General features: G+C 41.1%; 21 protein-coding genes and 1 riboswitch. Of the genes, 12 read left to right on the forward strand and 9 right to left on the reverse strand.

Annotated features, from left to right (window positions below):
- Positions 1–10 precede the first annotated feature (10 nt).
- The 4 genes from RH40_RS17870 to RH40_RS17880 all read right to left on the reverse strand — a co-directional run bounded on the left by RH40_RS17870 (position 11) and on the right by RH40_RS17880 (position 4,456).
- Positions 11–1,351: an FNR domain-containing protein gene (locus RH40_RS17870; protein WP_009603089.1), complete on the reverse strand. Its 1,341-nt coding sequence runs from the start codon at positions 1,349–1,351 to the stop codon at positions 11–13.
- A complete protein-coding gene (locus tag RH40_RS17875) occupies positions 1,348–2,979 on the reverse strand; it encodes an AMP-binding protein (protein ID WP_009603090.1) in 1,632 nt (543 codons plus the stop codon). Before RH40_RS17875 ends, RH40_RS17870 begins: the two co-directional genes overlap by 4 nt.
- A gap of 267 nt (positions 2,980–3,246) precedes the next feature.
- The gene (locus RH40_RS20930) at positions 3,247–3,678 is read right to left on the reverse strand and encodes an OsmC family protein (protein WP_009603091.1); all 432 of its coding nucleotides are present in this window, start codon (positions 3,676–3,678) and stop codon (positions 3,247–3,249) included.
- Positions 3,653–4,456 carry an alpha/beta hydrolase family protein gene (locus RH40_RS17880; protein ID WP_009603092.1) on the reverse strand — a complete coding sequence of 268 codons (804 nt, stop codon included), beginning with the start codon at positions 4,454–4,456 and terminating at the stop codon, positions 3,653–3,655. The genes RH40_RS20930 and RH40_RS17880 overlap by 26 nt, the downstream gene beginning before the upstream one ends.
- A gap of 316 nt (positions 4,457–4,772) precedes the next feature.
- On the opposite strand from RH40_RS17880, the gene RH40_RS17885 reads away from it, so the two are divergent.
- From RH40_RS17885 to creD, 3 genes are all read left to right on the forward strand, one after another.
- Complete coding sequence (locus RH40_RS17885) at positions 4,773–5,483, forward strand: response regulator (RefSeq protein ID WP_039954962.1); 711 nt, start codon at positions 4,773–4,775, stop codon at positions 5,481–5,483.
- The gene (gene creC, locus RH40_RS17890) at positions 5,483–6,925 is read left to right on the forward strand and encodes a two-component system sensor histidine kinase CreC (RefSeq protein WP_009603094.1); all 1,443 of its coding nucleotides are present in this window, start codon (positions 5,483–5,485) and stop codon (positions 6,923–6,925) included. The genes RH40_RS17885 and creC overlap by 1 nt, the downstream gene beginning before the upstream one ends.
- Before the next feature lie 97 nt (positions 6,926–7,022).
- Positions 7,023–8,357: a cell envelope integrity protein CreD gene (gene creD / locus RH40_RS17895; RefSeq protein WP_009603095.1), complete on the forward strand. Its 1,335-nt coding sequence runs from the start codon at positions 7,023–7,025 to the stop codon at positions 8,355–8,357.
- Positions 8,358–8,788: 431 nt separating this feature from the next.
- Here creD and RH40_RS17900 read toward each other — a convergent pair whose 3' ends face one another.
- Positions 8,789–9,427 carry a LysE family translocator gene (locus tag RH40_RS17900; RefSeq protein ID WP_009603097.1) on the reverse strand — a complete coding sequence of 213 codons (639 nt, stop codon included), beginning with the start codon at positions 9,425–9,427 and terminating at the stop codon, positions 8,789–8,791.
- A 437-nt stretch (positions 9,428–9,864) separates the two neighbouring features.
- On the opposite strand from RH40_RS17900, the gene RH40_RS17905 reads away from it, so the two are divergent.
- Positions 9,865–10,338 (forward strand): GNAT family N-acetyltransferase, encoded by a 474-nt coding sequence (locus tag RH40_RS17905; protein ID WP_009603098.1) that lies wholly within the window; start codon positions 9,865–9,867, stop codon positions 10,336–10,338.
- A gap of 47 nt (positions 10,339–10,385) precedes the next feature.
- On the opposite strand, the gene RH40_RS17910 is transcribed toward RH40_RS17905, so the two are convergent.
- Positions 10,386–10,805: a EutQ-related cupin domain-containing protein gene (locus RH40_RS17910; RefSeq protein ID WP_277422202.1), complete on the reverse strand. Its 420-nt coding sequence runs from the start codon at positions 10,803–10,805 to the stop codon at positions 10,386–10,388.
- Positions 10,806–11,361: 556 nt separating this feature from the next.
- On the opposite strand from RH40_RS17910, the gene RH40_RS17915 reads away from it, so the two are divergent.
- Together RH40_RS17915 and RH40_RS17920 are read left to right on the forward strand one after the other, a co-directional pair.
- The gene (locus RH40_RS17915; protein WP_009603100.1) at positions 11,362–11,970 is read left to right on the forward strand and encodes an MSMEG_1061 family FMN-dependent PPOX-type flavoprotein; all 609 of its coding nucleotides are present in this window, start codon (positions 11,362–11,364) and stop codon (positions 11,968–11,970) included.
- Positions 11,971–12,445: 475 nt separating this feature from the next.
- Entirely contained in the window at positions 12,446–13,303 is an 858-nt protein-coding gene (locus RH40_RS17920; RefSeq protein WP_009603101.1) for a hypothetical protein, read from the forward strand.
- A 300-nt stretch (positions 13,304–13,603) separates the two neighbouring features.
- On the opposite strand, the gene RH40_RS17925 is transcribed toward RH40_RS17920, so the two are convergent.
- Positions 13,604–14,731, reverse strand: coding sequence for a protein kinase family protein (locus RH40_RS17925; RefSeq protein ID WP_009603102.1), 1,128 nt, complete (start codon positions 14,729–14,731; stop codon positions 13,604–13,606).
- 367 nt (positions 14,732–15,098) lie between these two features.
- Between RH40_RS17925 and ompV the strand changes: the two genes are divergently transcribed.
- The 3 genes from ompV to RH40_RS17945 all read left to right on the forward strand — a co-directional run bounded on the left by ompV (position 15,099) and on the right by RH40_RS17945 (position 17,071).
- A complete protein-coding gene (gene ompV, locus RH40_RS17935) occupies positions 15,099–15,875 on the forward strand; it encodes an outer membrane protein OmpV (protein ID WP_009603104.1) in 777 nt (258 codons plus the stop codon).
- Positions 15,876–16,201: 326 nt separating this feature from the next.
- Positions 16,202–16,765 (forward strand): cysteine hydrolase family protein, encoded by a 564-nt coding sequence (locus RH40_RS17940; protein ID WP_009603105.1) that lies wholly within the window; start codon positions 16,202–16,204, stop codon positions 16,763–16,765.
- A 15-nt stretch (positions 16,766–16,780) separates the two neighbouring features.
- Positions 16,781–17,071 (forward strand): putative quinol monooxygenase, encoded by a 291-nt coding sequence (locus tag RH40_RS17945; RefSeq protein ID WP_009603106.1) that lies wholly within the window; start codon positions 16,781–16,783, stop codon positions 17,069–17,071.
- A 55-nt stretch (positions 17,072–17,126) separates the two neighbouring features.
- Here RH40_RS17945 and ribB read toward each other — a convergent pair whose 3' ends face one another.
- Positions 17,127–17,783, reverse strand: coding sequence for a 3,4-dihydroxy-2-butanone-4-phosphate synthase (ribB, locus tag RH40_RS17950; protein WP_009603107.1), 657 nt, complete (start codon positions 17,781–17,783; stop codon positions 17,127–17,129).
- 159 nt (positions 17,784–17,942) lie between these two features.
- Positions 17,943–18,081, reverse strand: a riboswitch (FMN riboswitch).
- Positions 18,082–18,324: 243 nt separating this feature from the next.
- On the opposite strand from ribB, the gene RH40_RS17955 reads away from it, so the two are divergent.
- Together RH40_RS17955 and RH40_RS17960 are read left to right on the forward strand one after the other, a co-directional pair.
- Positions 18,325–19,032 carry a cupin domain-containing protein gene (locus RH40_RS17955; RefSeq protein ID WP_241209910.1) on the forward strand — a complete coding sequence of 236 codons (708 nt, stop codon included), beginning with the start codon at positions 18,325–18,327 and terminating at the stop codon, positions 19,030–19,032.
- Positions 19,033–19,148: 116 nt separating this feature from the next.
- Positions 19,149–19,934, forward strand: coding sequence for an MBL fold metallo-hydrolase (locus tag RH40_RS17960; RefSeq protein WP_009603109.1), 786 nt, complete (start codon positions 19,149–19,151; stop codon positions 19,932–19,934).
- A gap of 16 nt (positions 19,935–19,950) precedes the next feature.
- Here RH40_RS17960 and RH40_RS17965 read toward each other — a convergent pair whose 3' ends face one another.
- Positions 19,951–20,898, reverse strand: a complete 948-nt coding sequence (locus RH40_RS17965) for a LysR substrate-binding domain-containing protein (protein WP_009603110.1) — start codon at positions 20,896–20,898, stop codon at positions 19,951–19,953.
- A 132-nt stretch (positions 20,899–21,030) separates the two neighbouring features.
- On the opposite strand from RH40_RS17965, the gene RH40_RS20155 reads away from it, so the two are divergent.
- Positions 21,031–22,598 (forward strand): two-partner secretion domain-containing protein (locus RH40_RS20155; RefSeq protein ID WP_009603111.1); only part of this gene is annotated, 1,568 nt, incomplete at its 3' end.

Genomic DNA, 22,598 nt, shown 5'->3' on the forward strand with positions numbered 1-22,598 from the left:
CCCAGATCGATTAAGAATCCCAAATAGCGCCGTAGGCAGGAATGCCTCGACTCTCAAGGCCAAAGACTACTTCTTGAGTCAGTTTTTGGTTAGCGATGCAAATCACTGCTTCTGCATCAAATTTTTTGTAGGCAGCATAGGCGAGTTTCACCATATCTGGCTTACCTTTTTCGGTGGTATCCCAGATATCCGCATTAGGCTGAACTGCTAAAATTTCATCCACTAATGCGTCACCATAGGTTTCTCTTGGTGTCCTCGTGGACCAAACTAGGTGCATAGGGACTTCTTTTGCCAGCAAGTGCGGTAGGCAAGGCCCAATGCCGCTGCCTGTCGCTATGTAAACGACACGTTTAAATAAGACTTCGATATTCGCAACACCTGCTGTTGGGATACCTTTGACCCACACATGGCTAGGTCTACTCTCGATCAACTTCCCGGTCCAGTCACCAGCACGAGAGACCGTGAGACGGAAGCCAGACTCACTAGGGCTAGGTACATTGGCAAAGTGATGCCATTCCATTAATGGATTTGTGCTAATCGCGGTAGAAGATCCGGCAAAAGGCGTAACGCCATAATCAAACTTTAACAATGCAACATGACTGGATGGGGTCACAATCTCCACTGGGACGCGGCGAAGGCGTAACCACGGTAACAAGATACTGAAAGTGACCATCACCAAAGCCCAGAAGGAATAAGACATTAACATAGATGAACTGAAACTGGCCTGGGGATTAAGATCGTCAGCCAGGCAAAAAGTTTGGCCCCAAAACAGTATCAGCACGCTCCAACCACCAAATCGGTGAGTTTTCTCAAACGCATTATGATACTTCTTGCGAACATTCGGCAGTGCCATGACGATAATTAGCATAAGCAAAGCCAAGATAAGGTAAGAAATCCCAAGAGTTCGAGAGGAAATAGAGACCAAATCATGGTAATAACTATAGGCTAATGACCCAGTAAAAATTGCAAACCAAGTCGTTGCGGCCATTGCGCTCCCACTATGAAGTCCTCCATGGTGATAGATCTTGCCAAGATGCCAACGTATTACCAATGGCCATGAGGTCGGCGCTCGAGTGGCAAGCCAAAACAATAGGTTTATCACATATTGCTGCCTAACCAACACCGCCACACTCAAGTTAACTACCACCAAGTTTGCCAAAGTTTGCAGTGCAATACTCTCGGCTGAAAACCATTCTCCGACCATTATTCCGTAAGCTAACGTCATCACATTGGCGCAAAGCACCAGAATCACCAATCGGTAGTAGTGCTCCAGTGCAGGATAAGACCAGATGCGACGAAGCCACGATTTTTGCTCAGGTAATACAGTAGCACTGTGGTCAATCGAACTCATGAGACTTCCTCCGAAATAGGTGTTTGAGATGCTTGGTAGAGTGCCATCAATGCACGTTTATCAATTTTTCCGCGCGGAGTTTTAGGCAATGTTTCTAAGGCCACCACTGTTTTAGGTACACAGTAATACGGAAGGTGAGTTTTGACGCTTTGTTGTGCATCGGCAGTTACAACGCTGGCGGGTGTGACAAAAGCGACCAAGGTTTTATGGTCAACTTTTAAGGTGACGGCCTGATGGCATCCCGCGGTTTTTTCTATCACTCGGGACACAGAGTCCAGCTCTACTCTAAAACCCAACACTTTCACTTGATCATCGGTTCTGCCTAAGTGAATAAGCTCACCATTTTCATTCCATTTACCCAAATCACGGGTACGAAACATTTTGTATTCCTCACCAAGGAAAGGGTCAGGACGATAACGCTCAGCATTGAGCACTTCATTGCCAATATAACCAGCCGTAACACACAGGCCTCCAGCCCACATTTCGCCCACATCACCTATAGCACAAGGCTTCATATCCTCATCGAGAATATAAACGGTATTATTGGGTGTTGGTTTTCCTATTGTTAAGGTCTGAGACGGCCCGAGGTAATGCTGGGCGGTGTTAATGATGGTAGTTTCCGTTGGACCACAAGAGTTGTAGAAGCGACAAAAAGACGCCCAAGCATCGGCCAGCGGAACCGGACATGGCTCCCCCGCAACCGCAGCTACTTGGATCGACTGACAAGATTCGACATTCAGATTGGCGAGAATAGAAGGAGTCGCTATCACCGCATCCGCCTGACTCACCGTTGCTTCAATCTCTTTCCCACGTATCAATAGCGTTGCACCATGACACAGAGTCACAAAAATCTCCCAAGCGCACATATCAAAGGCAATGCTTAAGATTTGCCCAACCTTCATATCAGGCTTTATCCCCAGATTTCCCGGTGCTGTCATCACAATATTAGCGACGTTTTGGTGAGTGACTTGAACGCCATTGGGGGTTCCTGTCGTGCCCGATGTGAATAAAATAAAGCATCGGGAGTCTGGTGGGATAGAGGCAAAAATAGGAGTGCTAACTGGGTTCAACTGTTCAAGTAAGGTGTCTAAATAAAACACGTTCTGATGCTCAAGATCTCCAATATCCTCTGCATGATGAGAAAGACTTAATACAACCTTGATTTCGGCTGTATCACATACATGACGCAAAACCCGCTTTGGGGCAACTCCTGCATGTTGAGGAACATAGCACGCCCCCAATTTAAGTATGGCGAGTATGCCAATTAACATTGGAATCGATCGGGTAAGAAAAAGACCCACCGCATCGCTAGGCGACACGCCTTGCGATTGTAAAAATATCGCCAATCTATCGGCTTTATTGTTCAGTGAATGATAACTAATACTTTGCCCTTCATGAATCGCAGCAATCGCTTCAGGACGTAAGCTCGCTTGCGCTTCTATGGCATTATGAAGGCAAAAATAATCAGGATTGGCATAGTCACCTTGGCCAAATTTCTCAAAAATAATTTGGTCACTCATTGAGAGCTCAGAGAAAGCTTCGCGGTGAAAATGAAAGCGGCGCTTTACGTCATTAAGGCTGTTATCGTTGTGATGCAGATGCTCAGTCTGTAATTTGGGGAGTTTCATGAATTGTCTCCTTGTTATTCGTTTTTTAAAACTTAACAGGAGAAGTTCACAAAATTCTCACAAGCGAATACTGAGTTTTTCACAAGTTTCTCGCCACACTCGGTGAAAAACATTTAAACGGGAGTGGCCAATGCAGATGACTTTATTGAAGGAAAAAAGTGCCGCGTTTTAGAAACGCGACAGCATACATTGAGGAGGTTCTTTTGATTATCTTGGTGATATCTACCCAAGTAACTTCAAGATGCTAGGTTCAGCGAGGAAAGTGCTCTAATCCTTTAGCTTAGTCGCAACCTTTAACTGACTGTGCAATGTTTTGTGAATAGGACATTTTTCAGAAATGATGAGTAAACTTTGTTTCTGCTCTTCTGTAAGTGGTCCCACCAACTCAATCTCTCGACTTAAAGTATCAATCTGTGAGTTTTCACCCTCGCAATTTTCACAATCTTTAACGTAGGTGCGCGCATGCGATAAGTCTATTTTGATGTCTTGCAACGGCCATTTTTTTCGGTCAGCATACATGCGCATTGTCATTGAAGTGCAAGCTCCAAGTGCAGCAAGCAAATGCTCATAGGGATCAGGGCCTAAATTTTTTCCTCCAACTTTTAGTGGCTCATCCGCAAGCCAAACATGCGCATCACTGCTTATGGTTTGGGTAAATTTATGATCTTTTTCCTCAACTCTGACCCGCCCTTCTTTCACAACTTGCCTTTTTTTGCGGGACATTTGAAAGGTTGAGATAGCGTCCACTCCAACTGGCTATCACGTTGGCGATGTAATCAGCGTCATCTTTATTGGTCAGCAAGTGGTCGGCGTTGTCCAAACTGACAAAGCTTTTGGGATGTTTTGCTTGAGTATAGATTTTCTCAGCCTGCTCAATCGACACTGAAGCATCCGTGGGCGAATGCATGATGAGCAATGCTTTTTTATCAAGAGAAAACGCCTGCTCAGCATGGTGGTCGAGATCCTGCAAAAATTGCTTTTTAATCGTGAATTGCCTTGGTCCAAGATCCACGGTCGCCAACCCCTGAGAGTTGATCTCACTGATTGCATTGGAAAAGTTATGTACCACATGACTGGCATTGGCAGGAGCTGCGATCGTCACAACCGCCTTACAATCAGAAGCCTGATTAGCTACGGCAAGGACGGCTGAGCCACCCAAACTATGACCAATCAGTAACTGGGGCGCTTCATATTGTGATGCCAAAAAGTCCACTGCCGCCTTAATATCATCAAGATTAGAGGAAAAATTGGTATTGGCAAAATCACCATCACTATTGCCCAAACCCGTAAAATCAAAACGTAGCACCGCAATCCCTTTTTGTACCAAAGCACGCGCTATTCTTGATGCTGAAGCGATGTCTTTACCACAGGTAAAACAGTGAACGAACAGTGCATAAGCGCTAGCCTCACCCTCGGGGCGTTCTAGCAAGCCGGCCAGCATGGTACCCTGACTAGAAAACTCAACTTTCTCTTTCATCACAACGGCCTCATATTATTCCATTTAGGGGTAGCGACGAGATATCGCCAAGAGAGTCTCCATAAGAAAGGAGTTCTCGTTCAACGATCCATCACATTCAGCGTAGCAAAGATGATGAACTTCATGTTTATTCGGTTTTGCTCTTATAAGTTACTTGAGAATACGATCAACTAAAGTGAGCCTGTATCTTCAATGTTTTTCTTACCATCTTGTGCTTGATGTTAAAGGGAGACGGGATAATATGGTGTGATGGAATAGCGTGCCGCCATTGGTGAGCGTTTTCATTTTATGGGCCCCAATACATAGAGAGAAAAAAGTGAACAACTTAAGTGACCCATTAACTGTCGTCATTATTGAAGATGAACAAGCAATTGCAGATACCCTAGTCCACGTATTGGAGATGGATGGTTACCAAGCGGTATGGTTTGCAACCGCCGGTGACGGTTTAGCCTTTTTACAACAAAATTCTGCAGCTCTACTGGTATTAGATGTGGGCCTCCCTGATGGAAATGGGTTTGAAGTTTGTAAAACCATTCGTGAGTTTTCAGACATTCCGATCATTTTTCTTACCGCTAGAAATGATGAAATTGACCGTGTCATCGGTTTGGAGATTGGTGCGGATGATTATGTGACTAAACCTTTCAGTCCCCGAGAGATGCTGGCACGAATTAAACTACGTATCAAAAACAAAGTGCCCGCACACAAGGGAAAAAAAGAAATAACTCCTCACTCGCCGGAACCACAAGATTTGGTCGCACAGAACTATGACTATAAAGTCAATGGGCAGTTGCTGGGACTGACCGCGGCTGAATTTAAAATCTTAAATAAGTTGATTTGTGTCTCTTCTAACGTATTGAGCCGAGAGCAATTAATGATAGCTGCCGATATGGCACCAGAGTCGGCCTATGAGCGTAATATCGATACACACATCAAAGCGATTCGACACAAACTTAAGCCCTTTGACTTATCCGAACGGATTTGCACCAAACGTGGTTTTGGCTATTTCTACAGCGCGACAGGTGAATAATGTATCCATGGCCAAAAATCCCTCTTGGGGTCAGATTGTTTGTGATCTATTTCATTATCGTAGGCGTGACCGCTTATATGGTCAGTACAAGTGTGGTTCAGGAACTCAAGCCGACGGTGCGAAAAACGACAGAAGAAACCTTGGTGGATATGGCAAACTTACTGGCGGTCATTGCCGAAGAAGACGTGGCTAACGACCAGTTATCACAAAGTCGTTTTGCCAAGCTGCTAGCAGCTTACGGTCAACGCGATCCAAACGCTCGTATTTGGGAAATCGGCAAAAAAGCCATCAATCATCGCATTTACATAACCAATAAACAGGGCATTGTCATTGCTGACTCGTGGCAACAAGATGTCGGTAAAGATTATTCACAATGGAACGATGTTTACCTAACGCTGCGCGGCCAATATGGAGCTCGTAGCACCAAAGAAGATCCAGACGATCCACTCTCATCAGTAATGCACGTCGCCGCACCGATTTATCATAATGGTGTCATTATTGGTAGTGTAACTGTAGCCAAATCCAATCGCTCAACACAACCATTTATCGACCTATCAAAACGGAATGTCCTTTTTTGGATGGTTTTAATGAGCGGACTGGTATTACTCACAGGGGCACTATTTGCTTGGCGAATTCACTCGGCACTCAACAAATTAGAACATTACGCTATTAAAATTGGTCAAGGAGAAAATGTTTCCAAGCCCACGTTTCGTATTTTTTATGAATACGCAACACTCAGCGATGCCCTTGAAAAAATGCGCAGCCAACTTGATGGTAAACACTATGTGGAAGAGTATGTCCAAACACTGACGCATGAGCTAAAAAGCCCTTTATCGGCAATAAAAGGCGCAAGCGAAATAATACAAATGCCTCTTACTAGTGACAAAATCTCTCATTTCGCAGGGAATATTGAACGAGAGTGCGACCGTATGCAGGCATTAATTGATAAGCTGCTCGATCTTACTCGACTCGAAAAGCGTCCTGATCTAGAAAACCTTGAGTCTATTACACTAAAACCTATGATCACAGATATTGTTCACTCAGCAAATGCACGCTTATTCAATCAGTCGATCACGGCCAATATTTGTATTAATGAAAAACTAGAGGTGTTGGGTGATGCGTTTCTGGTTAAGCAAGCAGCCTTTAACCTCATGGATAACGCTCTAGATTTTGTCCATTCTAATGGAACCATTGATTGGCGCGCCGAAATCGAACAAGAACATATTCGCTTATCGATCTTCAACACTGGGCCGAATATTCCTGACTATGCCATGCCCCGTTTAACTGAACGCTTTTATTCGCTCGCACGTGAAAATGGCTCAAAGAGTACAGGATTGGGACTGAACTTTGTTGAGCAAATCGTGAAACTGCACAAAGGCTTTCTGCGCATTGAGAACGTCAACTCTGGAGTAAAAGTAACCATAACATTACCAACTCCATAAAATCTCCATATTCACTTCATTCATTCTCCAAATTACGGATTTAAAGTCACTCTGTACCCAAAAACCCTGACATTCCTTGGTATATGGAGAATGACTTATGAAAAAAATCCTTAATAACCCGCTTAGCATGAAGTTCGGCTTCATGCTGTTTTTATTTCTATTGTTGCAAATTCCTATTTCAATGATCTCAGGACTCATATCTGAGCGCTCACATCGTCAAGAAGAAGTCATCCAAGATATCGCGAGAAGCAGCAGTGGAGAGCAGCAAATTATCGGGCCTTTAATCATGGTGAACTATCAAGAAACCAGTTTTGACAACGATAAGAAACAAGTCAAACAGCGCCGAAAATTTCTTTTGCCTGATAGTTTTAATATGAGCGCCAACTTAGACAGTTTTGAGAAGTACCGTGGTATTTACCGTGCAAGGTTATACAAAGCGCAAGTGGCACTAAAAGGCGAGTTCAAACTTGATGACCTCGCAGAATTAAATGATCTTGATATCAATCGCATCAGCCTCGTCGTCGGTATTGAAGACAGTCGAGGCTTAATGAGATTTGACGAAATGAAACTCGGTAGCTCCAATATCGAGATTAAGCCGGGGACTGGACTTGACCAAATACCGCAGGGGTTCCATGGTGAACTTAATCTTGAGCATATCAAAACGCAGCAGCCACTAACTTTTGATATTCATTTTTTATTACAAGGTATGGGGCAACTTAAAGTAACTCCCATAGGTAATCAGACCAGAGTTGAATTATCGTCAAATTGGGCACACCCAAGCTTCATTGGAGATTTCTTACCCATCTCATCTGATGTCTCTGAAGATGGCTTTCAGGCACAATGGGCTAGCAACAACTTCTCCACCAATATATCCCAGCGAATTCAACGTTGTTTGTTTTCGGACAGTGCTTGCCATGAAATTGAACAGCGACAAATGGGAGTAGAGCTTATAGACCCCGTTAACCACTACTTAAAATCTCACAGGGCCGTCAATTACTCCTCATTGGTGCTCCTACTTGTTTTTGTCAGTTTCTTTCTTTTAGAGATCTTTCAAGCTCGTCCATTTCATCCAATACAATACGGTTTTATCAGCTTGGCTTTAGCGGTTTTTTACCTCCTCTTGATTTCAATGAGTGAACACTTGGGCTTCAACTTAGCCTACCTATTGTCAACACTTGCCTCAACCAGTCTTTTAGCAATATATGTACACGGCATACTTAACAGCGTTAAACAGGCAGCTTTATTTAGCACTGGTTTGCTGGCTCTTTATGGTTTGTTGTTTGGTTTACTCTTGGCAGAGAGCTACGCCTTAGTCATGGGAGCCCTACTTTGTTTTATGATTTTGGGTTTCACCATGATCATCACTCGCAATATCGATTGGTACACACGTAATGTGGTGACAGAGGAGAAAACATCAAATGCAGAAACTTGAAAATCAAACTCAATACAAACGATATCTGCGTAAAAAACTCAGAGTGAGCTTGTTAAAAAAAGTGTATTTTTGGTCGCTTACAAAAACAGAGGCTACACCTAAGTAATTGCCAGACGTTGAGACAAAAATAACTTTATCCTCAGGTATAGCAATGGTTAAAGAGCTTTTCGACATCGAAAGTTGCTAGCCATAGCGACAAATAAACTTGTCATTCAAAGCAAATGAGACTCTCAGTACATAATAAACTGAGAGTCTCAAATTTTTTAGTCCTTTGCTTCATTATTACAAGCTCCCTCCTATAATGACAATCCTCACCATAAACAATGGCAAGAAATTCGTATACGATAGATCACCAAGACCTTATTTTAGTATTTACCAAAGTGGCTTAACAAGCTCGGTTACTCAAAAGGTCTTGGCAACCTTATGTTTAATTAAAAAGCGTGTTGCATCATCGCTAGTTTGACCCCAAAACCTATAAATAGACAACCGGCACATCTATTCAAGGTAATTGTCATAAGCTCACTGCATTTTATTTTGACACTCAATGACGATGACGACCAAGCTAGTATGTGACTCCACAACAAACTGTTAATATTAAATACCAAACCCAGAAAGAGGAATGCTAACGCTTTATTAGGAGCATCATTATCAATAAACTGTGGCATAAAGGCTAAAAAAAATAGAGCAACTTTAGGGTTTAATATATTAGTGACAAACCCCTGATAAAATATTTTTGATAGAGAGATCTTTCGATGACTAGAATGATATAAATTTTCACTATCACCATTTTTTATTAAAGTAGAGAAACCCAAATAAACAAGATAAGCACAACCAAACATCTTTAATATCGTTAAAGCTATTGTAGATGTTGTTAATATTGCGGATAGACCTAAAGCAGCGATAAAACTATGAACCAATACTCCAGATGCAGTACCAAAAGCCGCTGAAGATCCAGCTTTAAAACCCTGACTTGCACTTCTACTGACAATGTATAAAGAATCAGGGCCCGGCATTATATTGAGCACAACCCCTGAGATAATAAATAACCAAATATCATTCACTCCAAGCATTGATAATTACCTCCATTTAAAAAATCGATACTAAAAAAACAAAACTATAAATATAGAAACAACAAACAACAAACAACAGATATAAAAAAGTATGACTAAAATAAAAAACCAACCGCCTTGCTTTATATTCCTGTTTAACTACAAACAAAACACCTTATAAGGTTTATGGTAAACTAATTTAAGCTCAGGAATTTATTATACTTATTTTTTAAAATTAAACGAGATAAAAAATAGAGCGACAATTCTAAAACATTAAATGAAATTTAATATTTAATGAAACAAAAGATCTAAATAACTCCACTTAAAAGTATAAAGGTTAATATAATAATAAAATTCGATAATTTTTTTAATTTATTATTTATATGAAATAATATTATTGATATGTGATTATTTAAATTAAAGTGATATAATGTGTAAAATTCATTCAACTTAAGAATATGATTAAGATAAGAAAGTACAAAGAATCGGATTCTACTATCCTATGGAATATATTTTTCTATGCTGTTCGTAACGTCAATATTCGTGATTATTCACAAAAACAGGTAGAAGCCTGGGCACCTAATAACTTTGATCCCTCAGTTTGGGATAAAAAAATGGCCCAATTGTCCCCCTTTGTTGCAGAAATGAATGGTGTTGTCGTTGGCTATGCAGATATTCAAGAGAACGGACTGATTGATCATTTCTTTTGCCATCATGAATACCAAGGGCGAGGTGTTGGTTCTACGCTAATGAGACATATATTAAATATCGGCGAGCAACGAAGTATACAGTGCTTCTATTCAGAGGTTAGCATCACTGCTCGGCCATTCTTTGAATACTTTCGTTTTCAAGTTATTAAGGCTCAAGAAATCGAAGTTCGTGGCCAAAAGCTGAATAATTTTCTTATGGAGAGGCAGTCAACGGCTAAGTAAAAAGACACACATGGAGGATGTGTGTCCTTTACCATTGATTTTAGGGTTTATTTTGCAGGAGCAAACTCTTCCGAGGCTTCACGATGAGCAGTATAAATCGCTTCACCATCACTTTCTGCATCAAAAATAACCGTCACATCTGGCGAGAAAAGAATCACATCACCTGTCTCTGCAACGTATTTATTACCTTGAGTATCACGCATTACGATCTTACCTTTTGTAACGACTTTATACTCAACTGAATCATACACATACTCAAACTCGACGCCCGGAGACATGGTAAAGTGACCTATCGTCAAGGCTGATTGATTATTGGTGACAGCAACTTCTGCCATATCACTTTTTAGATTTTCGACATTGAGCAGCTTGCTTAAATCATTCAATTTAAAAGAGCCGGATTTGATTAAAGTAATACCTGGTTTATCAGTCAGTGTTGTCATTTTTTTGTCCTTATTATAATTGCACATTGAATGCGTTGCTCATAGAGCACGTTGTCAGACAATCTATCCAGTCTCGGTAGAATATCCCAAACTCTGTGAGCGTTGAGCTTAATATCAAGGTATTGTTTAACGACCAGTTTTTGGTCCTAGCTCCTTGATAAACTCATCATAACCTCAGCAAAAAACGAAACAATACCGCATGGTTGTAATTCATTATTACTAATATGTAATAATTATAATTAAATATCATACCCAGTCTATTATTTTTAAATATTTTATTTATAGTATTTAAGTAATTTATACCCAAGTGACTTCAAAATGCAGGATTCAGAGCGAGGCCACCGTGTTGAATTCAAGGAAAATAACGCAGCGTAATAGTGAACTCTTACCAAGTTGTTTGACGATGAAATCGGCACTGTGGCACGCTCCCAAAGGGCGAGTTGTCTTGCTTTACATGCCTCGTTACCGATTTTCAATTTAGATGACTAGATTTTCAAATCGTTGCCTTGCCTGTAAAGCAAGCCATTCTCGCTGAACCTAACATCTTGAGGTTACTTGGGTATAATATTAAATGGAGAATATGATGAGTGAAATTACTAGTATTGAACAACTTGAAACTATTTTTTCACAACCAAGTGTGCGCGCGAAAAATAAAGTCATGCCACAAATAGATTGTCACGCCCAAACACTCATAGAAAATAGTAGCTTTGCCATTCTTAGCACTTGTGATCACCTAGGATTTACAGATTTATCTCCCAAGGGAGGAACACCAGGATTCATAAAAACTATCAATAGTTCAACACTATTAATACCAGAAAGCTCTGGAAATAATCGGGTAGATAGCTTGAGAAATATAATTAATAACCCCAAAGTTGGACTGATATTTATGGTGAATGGTATTGATGAAGTGTTACGTGTAAAAGGAGTGGCTAGTATTCACTCTTGCCCAGAGCTACTGTCATTATGTCCTGATGGAAATAAACCACCCAAAATTGTCATTAAGATTGAAATAAAAAGCCTTTATTTTCACTGTGGAAAAGCAGTAATGAGAGCTAAACTTTGGTCTGATAAATACAAAGCAGAACGATCTATTCTCCCATCACTCGCACAAATACTAAAGCAGCAACAAAACCTCAAAGAAGAAGCTCTTAATCAAGATGAAATGATTAAATACTATAAATCAACACTTTAGTTATTGATATTATTGCACTCAAGTGACCCCAAGATACTAAGCTTAGCGAGAATGGCTTGCTTTATAAGCAAGACAACTCGCTCAATGGAGACGTGCCACAGCGTTCGATTTCATCGTCAAAAAAATCAGTAAGAGTACGCTATTACGCTGCGTTATTTTCCTTTAATTCAACACTGTGGTATCGCTCCGAATCTTTCATTTTGAAGTCACTTAGGTATATATATTTCAAATTTCAACACTGATTAATTACCAAACAAAAATAGTTCAAAAAAAGATCTATAAAATATATCTTTATCATAAAAATGACCTATAAATATTAGCTCGTAGACATGAATTACAATTGATTCATGATCTCTATTGATGACACACAAGTGATGGGATAGCCTTATGTTTCAGAAAGTTAATATTAATTTCACTTTAAGTCTAAATGTAAATAAATTAGTTGGGCTTTTGTGTAAATAAAATAAGGATCTTTATGTTTAAAAGCGCTCTTTATGCGGCTTCATTATCCCTTGCTGCCATTGCTTTTTCTTCATCTCAGGCCAATGGATTATTTGAAGATTTAGAATATCCAGACAATAGAAATAGATTAGAGCGAGCTGAAGAATTGAGTTTTGATATAAAATCACTCACTTCACAACTTGCAAATGATAAAGTGCAAATCGAACGTAAATTACAAACCGCAAATAGTGTGGTTATTCACGCATACAGTTCATGCGCTCAAGACCCGCATATCGATCTAAGTCAACTTTATATCGGTCATGACTGGACCACAGAAGTCATCGATGCTCTTGAACCACTCGTTATCTTCCCACTAGCAACAATTGCAATCAATAAGGCCTCGATTTCATACCTTATTTCTGAGGGAAGAATTGGTGAAGCTGCGTTTGCACGTTTAGCCGGTTTACCACCTTGGTTTCGAGTTGGTCAGGTAGCAGGCGGAATTGCGACTGTTATTGGCGGAATGGCAATCACCGATGCAGTAACGGGTGCAATACACCGCGACAAATTGAGACACATAATCCATGAGCAAATCCAACCAAGAATAGAACTTAAGAGAGCAGCGATGATAAATGCCGCAATTTTAGAGTCCCTCGATGCCATAATTATTTCATTTAATGCTCTAACCGCAAGCAATGCACTCAATAAACAGCAACTCGACACCGCTGTGAGCAGTATTGTAGAAGCCCAAAGACAAAGAATCGATACAATCGTTGCCTTCGACGATAAGAGGGTTAAGCAAATTTTGCATCAAATTGATGTGTCCAAACACTCATGGACTAATGAGGATTATTACTTTGAAAATGAGGATGAAAATGAAATAAACATATAACAAAAAACAACAGGCATATACCGATACACTCTCTCGTAATCACTGTAATCATCATTGGTATATGCCCCTCGTTATGATGCAAGGTAACGATTTGAACATCTGGTCACTTAAACTGAACATTGGTAACGACGAATACATAGTAAGACAACTCGCTCTATAGAGACGTGCCACAGCGTCGATTTCATCGTCAAAAACTCAGTAAGAGTCCTCTATTACACTGCGTTATTTTCCTTTAACTCAACGCTGTGACATCGCTCAGAGTTCTTCATTTAAAGTCACTTGGGTATGTAGCCGAATATCTCAAAAAGAATCTTGCTGATTAAACTGGTCGAACAATTGACTCACTGAACATTTTGCATGCATAAAGGCGGTGTCTTGCTCCTGCTCATTTTTTGCTTTGGATAAATCAGACTCAAGTTTCTGGCCTATTTTGGATAGAGAGTTTCTCACTACTTTTTTATGATCCCCAAATGGATCGATTAACTTATGTATTGGGTAGTGCTTCTGAGCAATCTCTAAGTCATCGAAAAAATAACTACCTAAGGCCACGATATAGTTTCTAGCAAAAGTCTCGAAAAATGACTCTCCCTCTCTATCAAATAAATAGTGGATGTCATTATATTGGTATGAATCAAAGTCTGAATCATACTTTACGCGCCCGAAGTCGATTACCTTTAGAAACAATTCATCTGTCTTGTTGATCTTATGGACAATAAGGTTTCCCATGTGCAGATCACGATGTGCTAGTTCACCCTGATACATAACTTTTGCAGCCTCAATAAGTTGCAAGGCTATATTTAACGCATCATCCGATTCTCGATCTAAAAAGTAAACAATGTCCAGTAGTTCCTCGCTAGAGACCGCATCTTTTTCAAAAATATCAAATTCTGCATAAGTATATTTCTTGTCTACACGTTTTGGAGCATCAATTTTTCGCTGATAGGATGTAAAAAATATCAGTTCAGGTTTACCTTCAGAATAAGCGGCTAATGCGGTCTCGCGCTCAAAATCTTCGCGACCGATTTTTGTGTCTGCTCTTAGGGTACCTGTGGTCCTATCTACTTTTTTATTTACACCTCCAGACTTGAATGCGGCGTCAGTAAGAGTCGCATCTCTCTCTTTGGAATCAATATGAACGACAAGCTCATCAAGATTATCAGAATAGGTCACACTATGAATCCAACCCGTTCTATCTCGACACAAAGAGAAGTCATCATCTGTCACTTGTGATGATATTCGAATGGCATCTTGGTCCATTACCAATGAAGCAATCTTGAAAATATCTTCTGACTCCATCTCATCTTGCCATTTTGAAACTTCACCTAATTCCTGTTTTGAACTATTTTCGTATATCGGTATGGCATTCGACCCCGTATTGACCGACGGAGAAATAGCATTAGCTATTGTAAATAACGCGATAGCATTCATTATCATATCCCTCTGTTTAAAAAATATATCGAAAATTGGATTCAATAACTAATTTATAAATCAACACCAATAGAAATTATAAATATCAATAATAGAATTATCATAATGAATATAAAAAAAATACCCCTCTGACAATTTATTCTTTTTCCCAGATGTTTTTTTACTTTTCCATCAAATAAAATGCGTATCAATTTTAATTTTTTATTGATACTAATCATTAATTTAAGTAAAAAGTCCATTTTTAATCTCGCCCAATACTGATACGGAATCACAAAAAAACACAATTGACATTTTTATACATTAAATGGACATTACCCTACAGGATAATTTTGTACAGTGTTCATAAGTTATTTATGAGGGAATAAAAATGAAAAAAATACTGTTCACACTAGCTGCACTGAGTACAACTGGTTCAGCATTTGCTGGTGACACTTATATCCGTAATGGTCACGTTTATAACAATGAAGGTGGCTGGATGGTTGAAGCTGGTGTTGTTCATGGCAGCGACCTTTTTAAAGATCAAAAGCACAATACGGCTCCATTACTCAACGGTGGGTACCACGGTGATGACTTCAATGCCGACCTGTCTGGTATTAACTATCGCTTTTTAGGTAATACTAATGATGTATTTAACATGAGCACATATTTAACGGGTAGTGGTGTTGCTCGTGATGGTGATACTGCAGGAATCTTAAAAGGTACAGATAAACGTCGTTTTTCAGTTGATATGGGTTTGAATGCAGACTTTACCATCAATAAAAATAACGTAATTTCAACCTATGTTCAGCACGATATTTCTGGGCAATATGATGGACTGCAAGCTGGCGCAACTTACTTTCACATCATGAATATTGGCAATGTCGACCTCGTTCCTTTTGCTAACGTATCTTACCAGAGCGAGGAGTACGTCAATCATTACTTTGGCGTTAACCAAAAAGAAGCAACGGCTCAACGTAAAGCGTATAAAGCAGACTCATCGGTAAACTACGGTCTAGGTTACAAACTAATAATGCCAATCAACGATAACTGGCAAGTTAGTCAAGTCACTCAGTACACTCGTCTTGGCAACGATATTAGCGACTCTTCGATCGTTGATAGTGCAAACCAATGGCTAGTTGGTGCAACGGTCGCTTACAGCTTTTAAGTAATAGCAACATCGTGAGCCACACACTAACGTTGATGTGTGGCTTTCTGATTAAATTTTCCAATAAACCACTTCGCCTCCATATCCTACCTTTTCTCTAAGACACTAATCTCTCGGAATATACTATTAGGGTCTTTAAAACCAAGCTTATTCAAAAAGGCGGCAACATCGTAACCCGTGATACCTCATTGTTCGGTATTAGTGAGTATTAACAAATGTCACTTTTGGCTTGTAATATGTCATTTTTGCCACCCGCCTCGATGTGTTTTCTCCAGCATAATCAGTCTCAACAACAAACAACAAACAACAAACAGAGGATTCTGATTATGTCTAAAACTGCACTTTTACTAATTGATTTTCAAAATGACTACTACCCAACTTACTCAGGTGCTAAGTGGGCGCTATCCGGAACAGAAGCTGCCGCTGCGAATGCGCAAAAACTGTTAAGTACGTTCAGAAAGCAAGGGCTTCCCGTCATTCATGTTAGGCATGAGTTTCCAACTGAGCAGGCTCCCTTTTTCTTGCCAAATTCGCAAGGAGCACAAATACACGATAGCGTTGCTCCAATTGATGGCGAACCTGTCATTTTGAAACACGAAATTAATAGCTTCCGTGATACAGAACTAAAAGCAACACTTGAAAAACTCAATGTAACCAAACTTGTTGTGGTTGGAGCAATGAGCCACATGTGTATTGATGCCGTCACTCGCGCTGCTGTTGATTTTGGCTATCCTGTCCAGTTGGCTCATGATGCATGTGCCACATTGGATTTAGAATTCAATGGAACCAAAGTCCCCGCAGAGCAAGTTCATGCAGCCTTTATGGCGGCTTTAGGGTTTGCTTATGCAGAGGTAGAAAGCACTGACAACTTACTGACTCAATTTCAATAATGTTGCTAAGTATCTATGGCTTTGATAAGTTTATTTGAATTCAAAACCAAACCTGGTGAAGCACAAAATTTTGTTTTGTTTCTGAAGCGTATTTTACCAGAGACCAGAGAGTTCACTGGGAATTTGGGAGTAACGGCGGCAACACTCGGAGAAAAACAATTTATGGTAAGTGTCGAGTGGTCAGAACTAGGCGCACTTGAACGCTACTTGAATTGGCGCGAAGAAAGAGGAGACTTTTCTCAACTACTCACGTTTCTCGAGCATGAGCCAAAGATTACTACTTACCAAAAACTGGACAATATTTGACTAACGTCGAATGAAAGCAAAAGGCCACAGCATATGTGGCCTTTTTTCTCATTAGCTAGGCTAATTGCAGGTCATGCTGCCGGCGATATAAGACCATATCCTCTATCGTAAGGACCGGCATATTATGCTGCTTACCAAACGCAATAATTTCTTGTGTTTTTGCCATGGTACCATCTGGGTTTGTCACCTCACACAGGACACCAGCAGGCTGAAGGCCTGCCATCTGCATTAGATCCACGGTACCTTCTGTGTGACCTCGACGTATCATTACCCCACCAGTACGAGCTCGCAATGGGAAAATATGTCCCGGACGAGCTAGGTCACTTGGCCGAGCGTCTGAATTGGCTGCCGTTTTTATCGTCGTGACGCGATCAGCTGCGGAAACGCCCGTCGTAACACCATATTTTGCCTCGATCGAGACAGTGAATGCGGTTTGATTTGCGCTATTGTTATTTGCCACCATAGGAGGCAACTCTAGTTTATCCGCTTGATCTTCTGTCAAACACAAACACACGATACCGCTACACTCACGGATCATCAATGCCATTTGCTCATTAGTTAAATGCTCAACAGAATAGATAATATCACCTTCATTTTCGCGATCTTCATCATCAAGCAATAGTACACCTCGACCTTGTCTAAGTGCAGTCAATGCGTTTTCAACGCGAGAAGTAGGGTCGCCAAATTGGCTAAGAAGTGATAACTGATTCATGGTTACTCCTAATTATTACCAGAATCAGGGCGATGCGAGAGACTCTACGCTAACCTATTACCTTACAAGAAGTTCTCGTGAAGTATCAGGTCAAACGCTAGAACCTAAAACCAACACACACAGGCCTCTCACTATGTTAGTAAAAAGCGTAATGTGCACTGTTATTCTCTTTCATCCGGACTATGACCGTCGGCTCTGGCTTTTCACCAGATCTGCTGACCTCGAAATCTCGAGCGCTCGCGGGCTCACTTGAAAGTATACCGCCGGTGGGGAATTTCACCCCGCCCTGAGAACAATTTGATCGGCCTTTCAGGCCGTAAACAATCTTTTTCGCTGCCTGTTGATCGGCTGCGCCAAGATACTACTGTTATACCCAAGCAACTTCAAGGTAGATTAAATACTTAGGCTTTGAGTCCCAGTCTTCAAAAACAAACACCAAACACCAAACACCAAACAACAAAATCTATCTGGCTCACAAACAAATTCTCACTCGTCGACCCAGTTTTATCACTCTACACTATTGAAAAAATTGGGAGTAATAATGATGACAAAAACAAACGATAAGAAAACAGCTCAACAATCCTATATTGAATGGAATGTCGATTTTTCTGAACCGGTCACAATAAAAGGAGGATCACTGCCCTACTCTGATACTCCAATGGTTGGCGTGAAGCGTATGATGTTTGAACGCCGAGGTGATGAAGTCGCTCGCAGGGCTACATCCTGTGTGCGTTATGCCCCAGGCAGTGAGTTCAAACCTCATAGTCATCCTGGAGGAGAAGAATATATTGTGCTTGATGGCACCTTTTCGGACCAACAAGGTGACTTCTCACAAGGCTGGTATGTACGTAACCCTGTTGGTTCAGTCCATGCACCTTTCACCAAAGATGGCTGCGAAATTTTCGTCAAGCTGTCTCAAGTGCCTGCTGAAGAGGAAGATTATGTCTATATAGATACTAATGCAGCCACCTGGACCGATATCGACAAAAATCACCAACAGCTTCAATTATGGTCATCTTCAGTTGAGGATACGACCTTGCACCGTTTCAAAGAAGGTTACCACTCTCAAAGTGAAGAATTCCAAGACGTTGTAGAGATTTTCGTTCTATCAGGTGAGCTTTCTATAAATGGCGAAAATTATCAACATCACTCATGGCTGCGTTTACCCGCTCAGTCATCATTAGCCATTGACGTACACAAGAACTCAGTTATCTATCGTAAAGTAGGCACTGGTGAAGTACGCCATTAATCGCCAATTTGGCGGTATTAATTAGAACAACTTATCCAAGTATTTTTCAGATAACTTGGGTATAAATAAAGCGACCCGTTAGGTCGAAAATCGAGTAAAACCTTAAGGATTTCACAATGAAAATACAGCCTTTTTTTCACAGAGAGTCAGGTTCTCTTAGCTACCTTATTTCTCATCAAAACAAAGCTGTCATTATTGATCCCGTTTTAGATTACAAAGACGGTCAAATCTCAACCAAGCATGTTGATATCATATTGTCTCAGGTACACATACAAGGCCTTGAGATCAACTATGTATTGGATACTCACATTCATGCTGACCGTCTGTCTGCCGCCCAGTATGTAAAAGATCAAACTGGAGCTAAAACTGTGATTAGTCACCGAATCAGGGAAGTCTATGACCAATGGCAGCAACCACTTGCTCTTGAAGCTCTTTCAGAGTTTGATCTGTTTGTTGATTCAACCAGCCAACTGCCTTTAGGCGATAAAACAATTTCAGTCATAGAGACCCCTGGACATACTCCCGCGTGCTTGACCTATCACATTGATGGACATATTTTTGTCGGTGACACACTATTTAGACCAGAGAAAGGGACAGCGCGAGCTGATTTTCCTGGAGGAAGTGCAGAAACGCTCTACCACTCAATCCAAAGCCTCTACAACCTCGATGACAAGACGCAACTCCACTTGGGTCACGATTACCCTCCCGCTGATGAGCCAGCTATGGTTGATATGCCGTTGTCAGTACAAAAAGAATTGAACGCAATGATAAGACCCACGACATCACTTCAAGAGTATGTCGATATCCGTTTATCGAGAGATAAGACCCTCAACAATCCAAAATTGCTCGATGTTGCTGTCGCGTTTAATCTAACTTTTGCTTTGCCTGTTCATCAGGGGTAAACACTCAAAGTCTCGCTCAGTTAAACCGTTTAGCTTGAGCGAGAATCCAATGTCTAAAATGGTGCGTTTTCATTTGGCTGTCTTGATTTTCGGGCCAGACTAAAAAGTAGGAGAATTGTGAACTCACCTTGCTTTTATCCAAATCAAATGGGCAGACCAGCTCACCAGCAGCCAACTCTTTTTCAACAAGACGGCTACGTGCCAAGGCAAGTCCATTTCCCCCGCGAGCAAGCTCAATAACACTTGAAAAATCATTCACACTCATCGCGGCACTTTTGTCCAGAAAACTAAGATTCAATGCCTTTGCCCACACTTGCCATGATGGATATCCAAGGCTTTTCGGCGCAGAACGATCATAAATCAAGGGTATGGATGAGAAGTCATTCAAATCCATATCTTGCAAACGGTGTTTTAGAGCAAATTCTGGTGAACAAACAGGAAAGATATCCTCGGTCATAAGAAGGCTCGCGTTTAAACCGTCCCATCGACCTTCACCATAACGAATACCAATATCAATCCCCTGCTCAAGATAATCGACAAGCGCTAAATCTGTTTCTATCTGAATATCGCTGGCACTTTCACAAGTTTGATACTCCTGAACCAAAGGAACTAACCATTTTGCAGTGATTGATGGACTCGCAGAAACCGTAATTTGAGTTTCATTTGTCTCGGCACGTAGCTGATTTATGCTTTGTAAAATCAGTGCCAAGCCTCTTTGGATATCTGGATAAACTTGCTGTGCTTGCTCGGTCATAGTAAGACGCGCGGAACCGGTCAGAGAGCGATCAAATAAGGAGACTCCTAACCATTCCTCAAGTTGCCTCACCTGTTGTCCAACTGCTGCGGGTGTCACATTAAGCTCCTGAGCTGCTGCAGCGAAACTTTTGTGTCTTGCCGTTGCTTCAAAAGCGCGGATACCATTTAAATGAGCGACTTTTTTTGTCTGATTGTTTTTTTGAACCATATCGATTAAACACGCTTTATGTCATTGAGTTCTGCATCTAGATACTAACGCGAGATTTAAAGCCTTTAAACCTATGCTTTCCGCTCAATGTACTAAAATGACAGAAGTGTTATTTACACCGAGGGAGCCAAAATGAAAAAAGCCATATGCATCTTATTGATCATTTCGTGGTTAGCCAAGGCAGATAACCTTCCCTCTGGTGGCAATATTGTAAGTGGCTCTGCCGAGATTACAACATCTGGCAACACCATGAATATAACGCAAAGTAGTGACAAAGTAGTGGCACATTGGCAAGATTTCTCCATTGGCCACGGTAATGAAGTCAATTTTATTCAACCATCACAATCATCGGTCGCACTCAACAAAGTGCTGGGTAGCAATGTCTCGTTAATTCAGGGAGCGTTGAACGCCAACGGTCAAGTCTTTCTTATCAACCCAAACGGTATTACCTTTTCCTCGCAAGCTCAAGTTAATGTAGGGGGACTTGTTGCTTCGACTCAAAACATCAGCACGGAAGACTTCCTAGCTAGTCAATATAATTTTGATGGACACAGTTCTAGCGCAATAATAAACCAAGGAAATATTACTGCTTCAGATACCGGAACAATAGCCTTAATCGCGGCTAAAGTCATTAATAACGGTACTATCGAGGCCCACCGAGGCAACGTTATTTTTGGCTCAGGCAATAAGCTAACACTCGATCTTGGGGGGCCTGTAAAACTTGAAGTTCATGAAGGTACCATTGACGGTTTAATTGAACAAGGTGGCGCAGTGAGAGCCGATGGTGGCCTAATCTACCTATCTGCCAAGTCTCTTTCAGAACTTACCAGTAGTGTCATCAACCATACCGGCATAACAGAAGCGAAAACCTTATCTACCGGGGAAAACGGACAAATTATGCTTATGGGTGATATGGATTATGGCATTACTAAAGTGTCTGGTCATATCAACGCCACAGCACCTGATAGTGGAAACGGTGGTTTCATTGAAACCAGCGCTGCACGAGTCAAGGTCACCGATGATGCAAGAGTAACCACAGTTTCCACCCATGGCGAAAGTGGCTTGTGGCTGATTGACCCTATTGACTTCACGGTTGCAGCGGTTGGCGGTGATATGACTGGTACAGCAGTCGAAACAGCTTTAGCCGGTGGAAATCATACAGTCGCAACATCAAACCTTGGCGGCGATATCTACATTAATGACGTCATTTCATGGTCAACAAATATGTTAACCTTGGAAGCCAATGACAATATTATTATTAACTCTAACCTTGTGGCAACTGGCTCAGCCAGGCTTGAGTTCAAGTATGGGCAGGATAGTTCATCCGGGGGTACAAGTACTTACACCATCGCGGATGGTGTTGATGTATTGATCCCAAATGCAGAGGCATTCACTTGGCAAAAGGGATCGGTTGGGACGGTCAATAAACTTATCTTTGGTAATCAGTATCTAAGATTTGGGGGAAACCCCAATGACTTAAACAACTTAAACTTCACAAGCATTAATTCTGATACAGGAGCACTGACCCAACCATACTTTTACGATCAAGAATATTCTCGATGGCAAAAGTTGACCTACCAAAACCAAGCTCTCGACTATGCGATTGGCACTGGCGGTAATGGGTCAAGTAGATGGAATGCAACTGGAGAGATAATCTCAACCGAATCCAAAAGCGGCAATCATCCCTTAGTAAACGCGAC

Origin of the sequence: Vibrio caribbeanicus ATCC BAA-2122 (genome assembly GCF_000165125.1) — a bacterium.
GTDB classification, from domain to species: Bacteria; Pseudomonadota; Gammaproteobacteria; order Enterobacterales; family Vibrionaceae; genus Vibrio; species Vibrio caribbeanicus.

Bases quoted from the DNA above. Each gene is read 5' to 3' on its own strand.
- RH40_RS17870 (WP_009603089.1), bottom strand. From the start codon at position 1,351: ATGAGTTCGATTGACCACAGTGCTACTGTATTACCTGAGCAAAAATCG.
- RH40_RS17875 (WP_009603090.1), bottom strand. From the start codon at position 2,979: ATGAAACTCCCCAAATTACAGACTGAGCATCTGCATCACAACGATAAC.
- RH40_RS17880 (WP_009603092.1), bottom strand. From the start codon at position 4,456: ATGAAAGAGAAAGTTGAGTTTTCTAGTCAGGGTACCATGCTGGCCGGC.
- creC (WP_009603094.1), top strand. From the start codon at position 5,483: ATGTATCCATGGCCAAAAATCCCTCTTGGGGTCAGATTGTTTGTGATC.
- creD (WP_009603095.1), top strand. From the start codon at position 7,023: ATGAAAAAAATCCTTAATAACCCGCTTAGCATGAAGTTCGGCTTCATG.
- RH40_RS17900 (WP_009603097.1), bottom strand. From the start codon at position 9,427: ATGCTTGGAGTGAATGATATTTGGTTATTTATTATCTCAGGGGTTGTG.
- RH40_RS17905 (WP_009603098.1), top strand. From the start codon at position 9,865: ATGATTAAGATAAGAAAGTACAAAGAATCGGATTCTACTATCCTATGG.
- RH40_RS17910 (WP_277422202.1), bottom strand. From the start codon at position 10,805: ATGTGCAATTATAATAAGGACAAAAAAATGACAACACTGACTGATAAA.
- RH40_RS17915 (WP_009603100.1), top strand. From the start codon at position 11,362: ATGAGTGAAATTACTAGTATTGAACAACTTGAAACTATTTTTTCACAA.
- RH40_RS17920 (WP_009603101.1), top strand. From the start codon at position 12,446: ATGTTTAAAAGCGCTCTTTATGCGGCTTCATTATCCCTTGCTGCCATT.
- RH40_RS17925 (WP_009603102.1), bottom strand. From the start codon at position 14,731: ATGAATGCTATCGCGTTATTTACAATAGCTAATGCTATTTCTCCGTCG.
- ompV (WP_009603104.1), top strand. From the start codon at position 15,099: ATGAAAAAAATACTGTTCACACTAGCTGCACTGAGTACAACTGGTTCA.
- RH40_RS17940 (WP_009603105.1), top strand. From the start codon at position 16,202: ATGTCTAAAACTGCACTTTTACTAATTGATTTTCAAAATGACTACTAC.
- RH40_RS17945 (WP_009603106.1), top strand. From the start codon at position 16,781: ATGGCTTTGATAAGTTTATTTGAATTCAAAACCAAACCTGGTGAAGCA.
- ribB (WP_009603107.1), bottom strand. From the start codon at position 17,783: ATGAATCAGTTATCACTTCTTAGCCAATTTGGCGACCCTACTTCTCGC.
- RH40_RS17955 (WP_241209910.1), top strand. From the start codon at position 18,325: ATGATGACAAAAACAAACGATAAGAAAACAGCTCAACAATCCTATATT.
- RH40_RS17960 (WP_009603109.1), top strand. From the start codon at position 19,149: ATGAAAATACAGCCTTTTTTTCACAGAGAGTCAGGTTCTCTTAGCTAC.
- RH40_RS17965 (WP_009603110.1), bottom strand. From the start codon at position 20,898: ATGGTTCAAAAAAACAATCAGACAAAAAAAGTCGCTCATTTAAATGGT.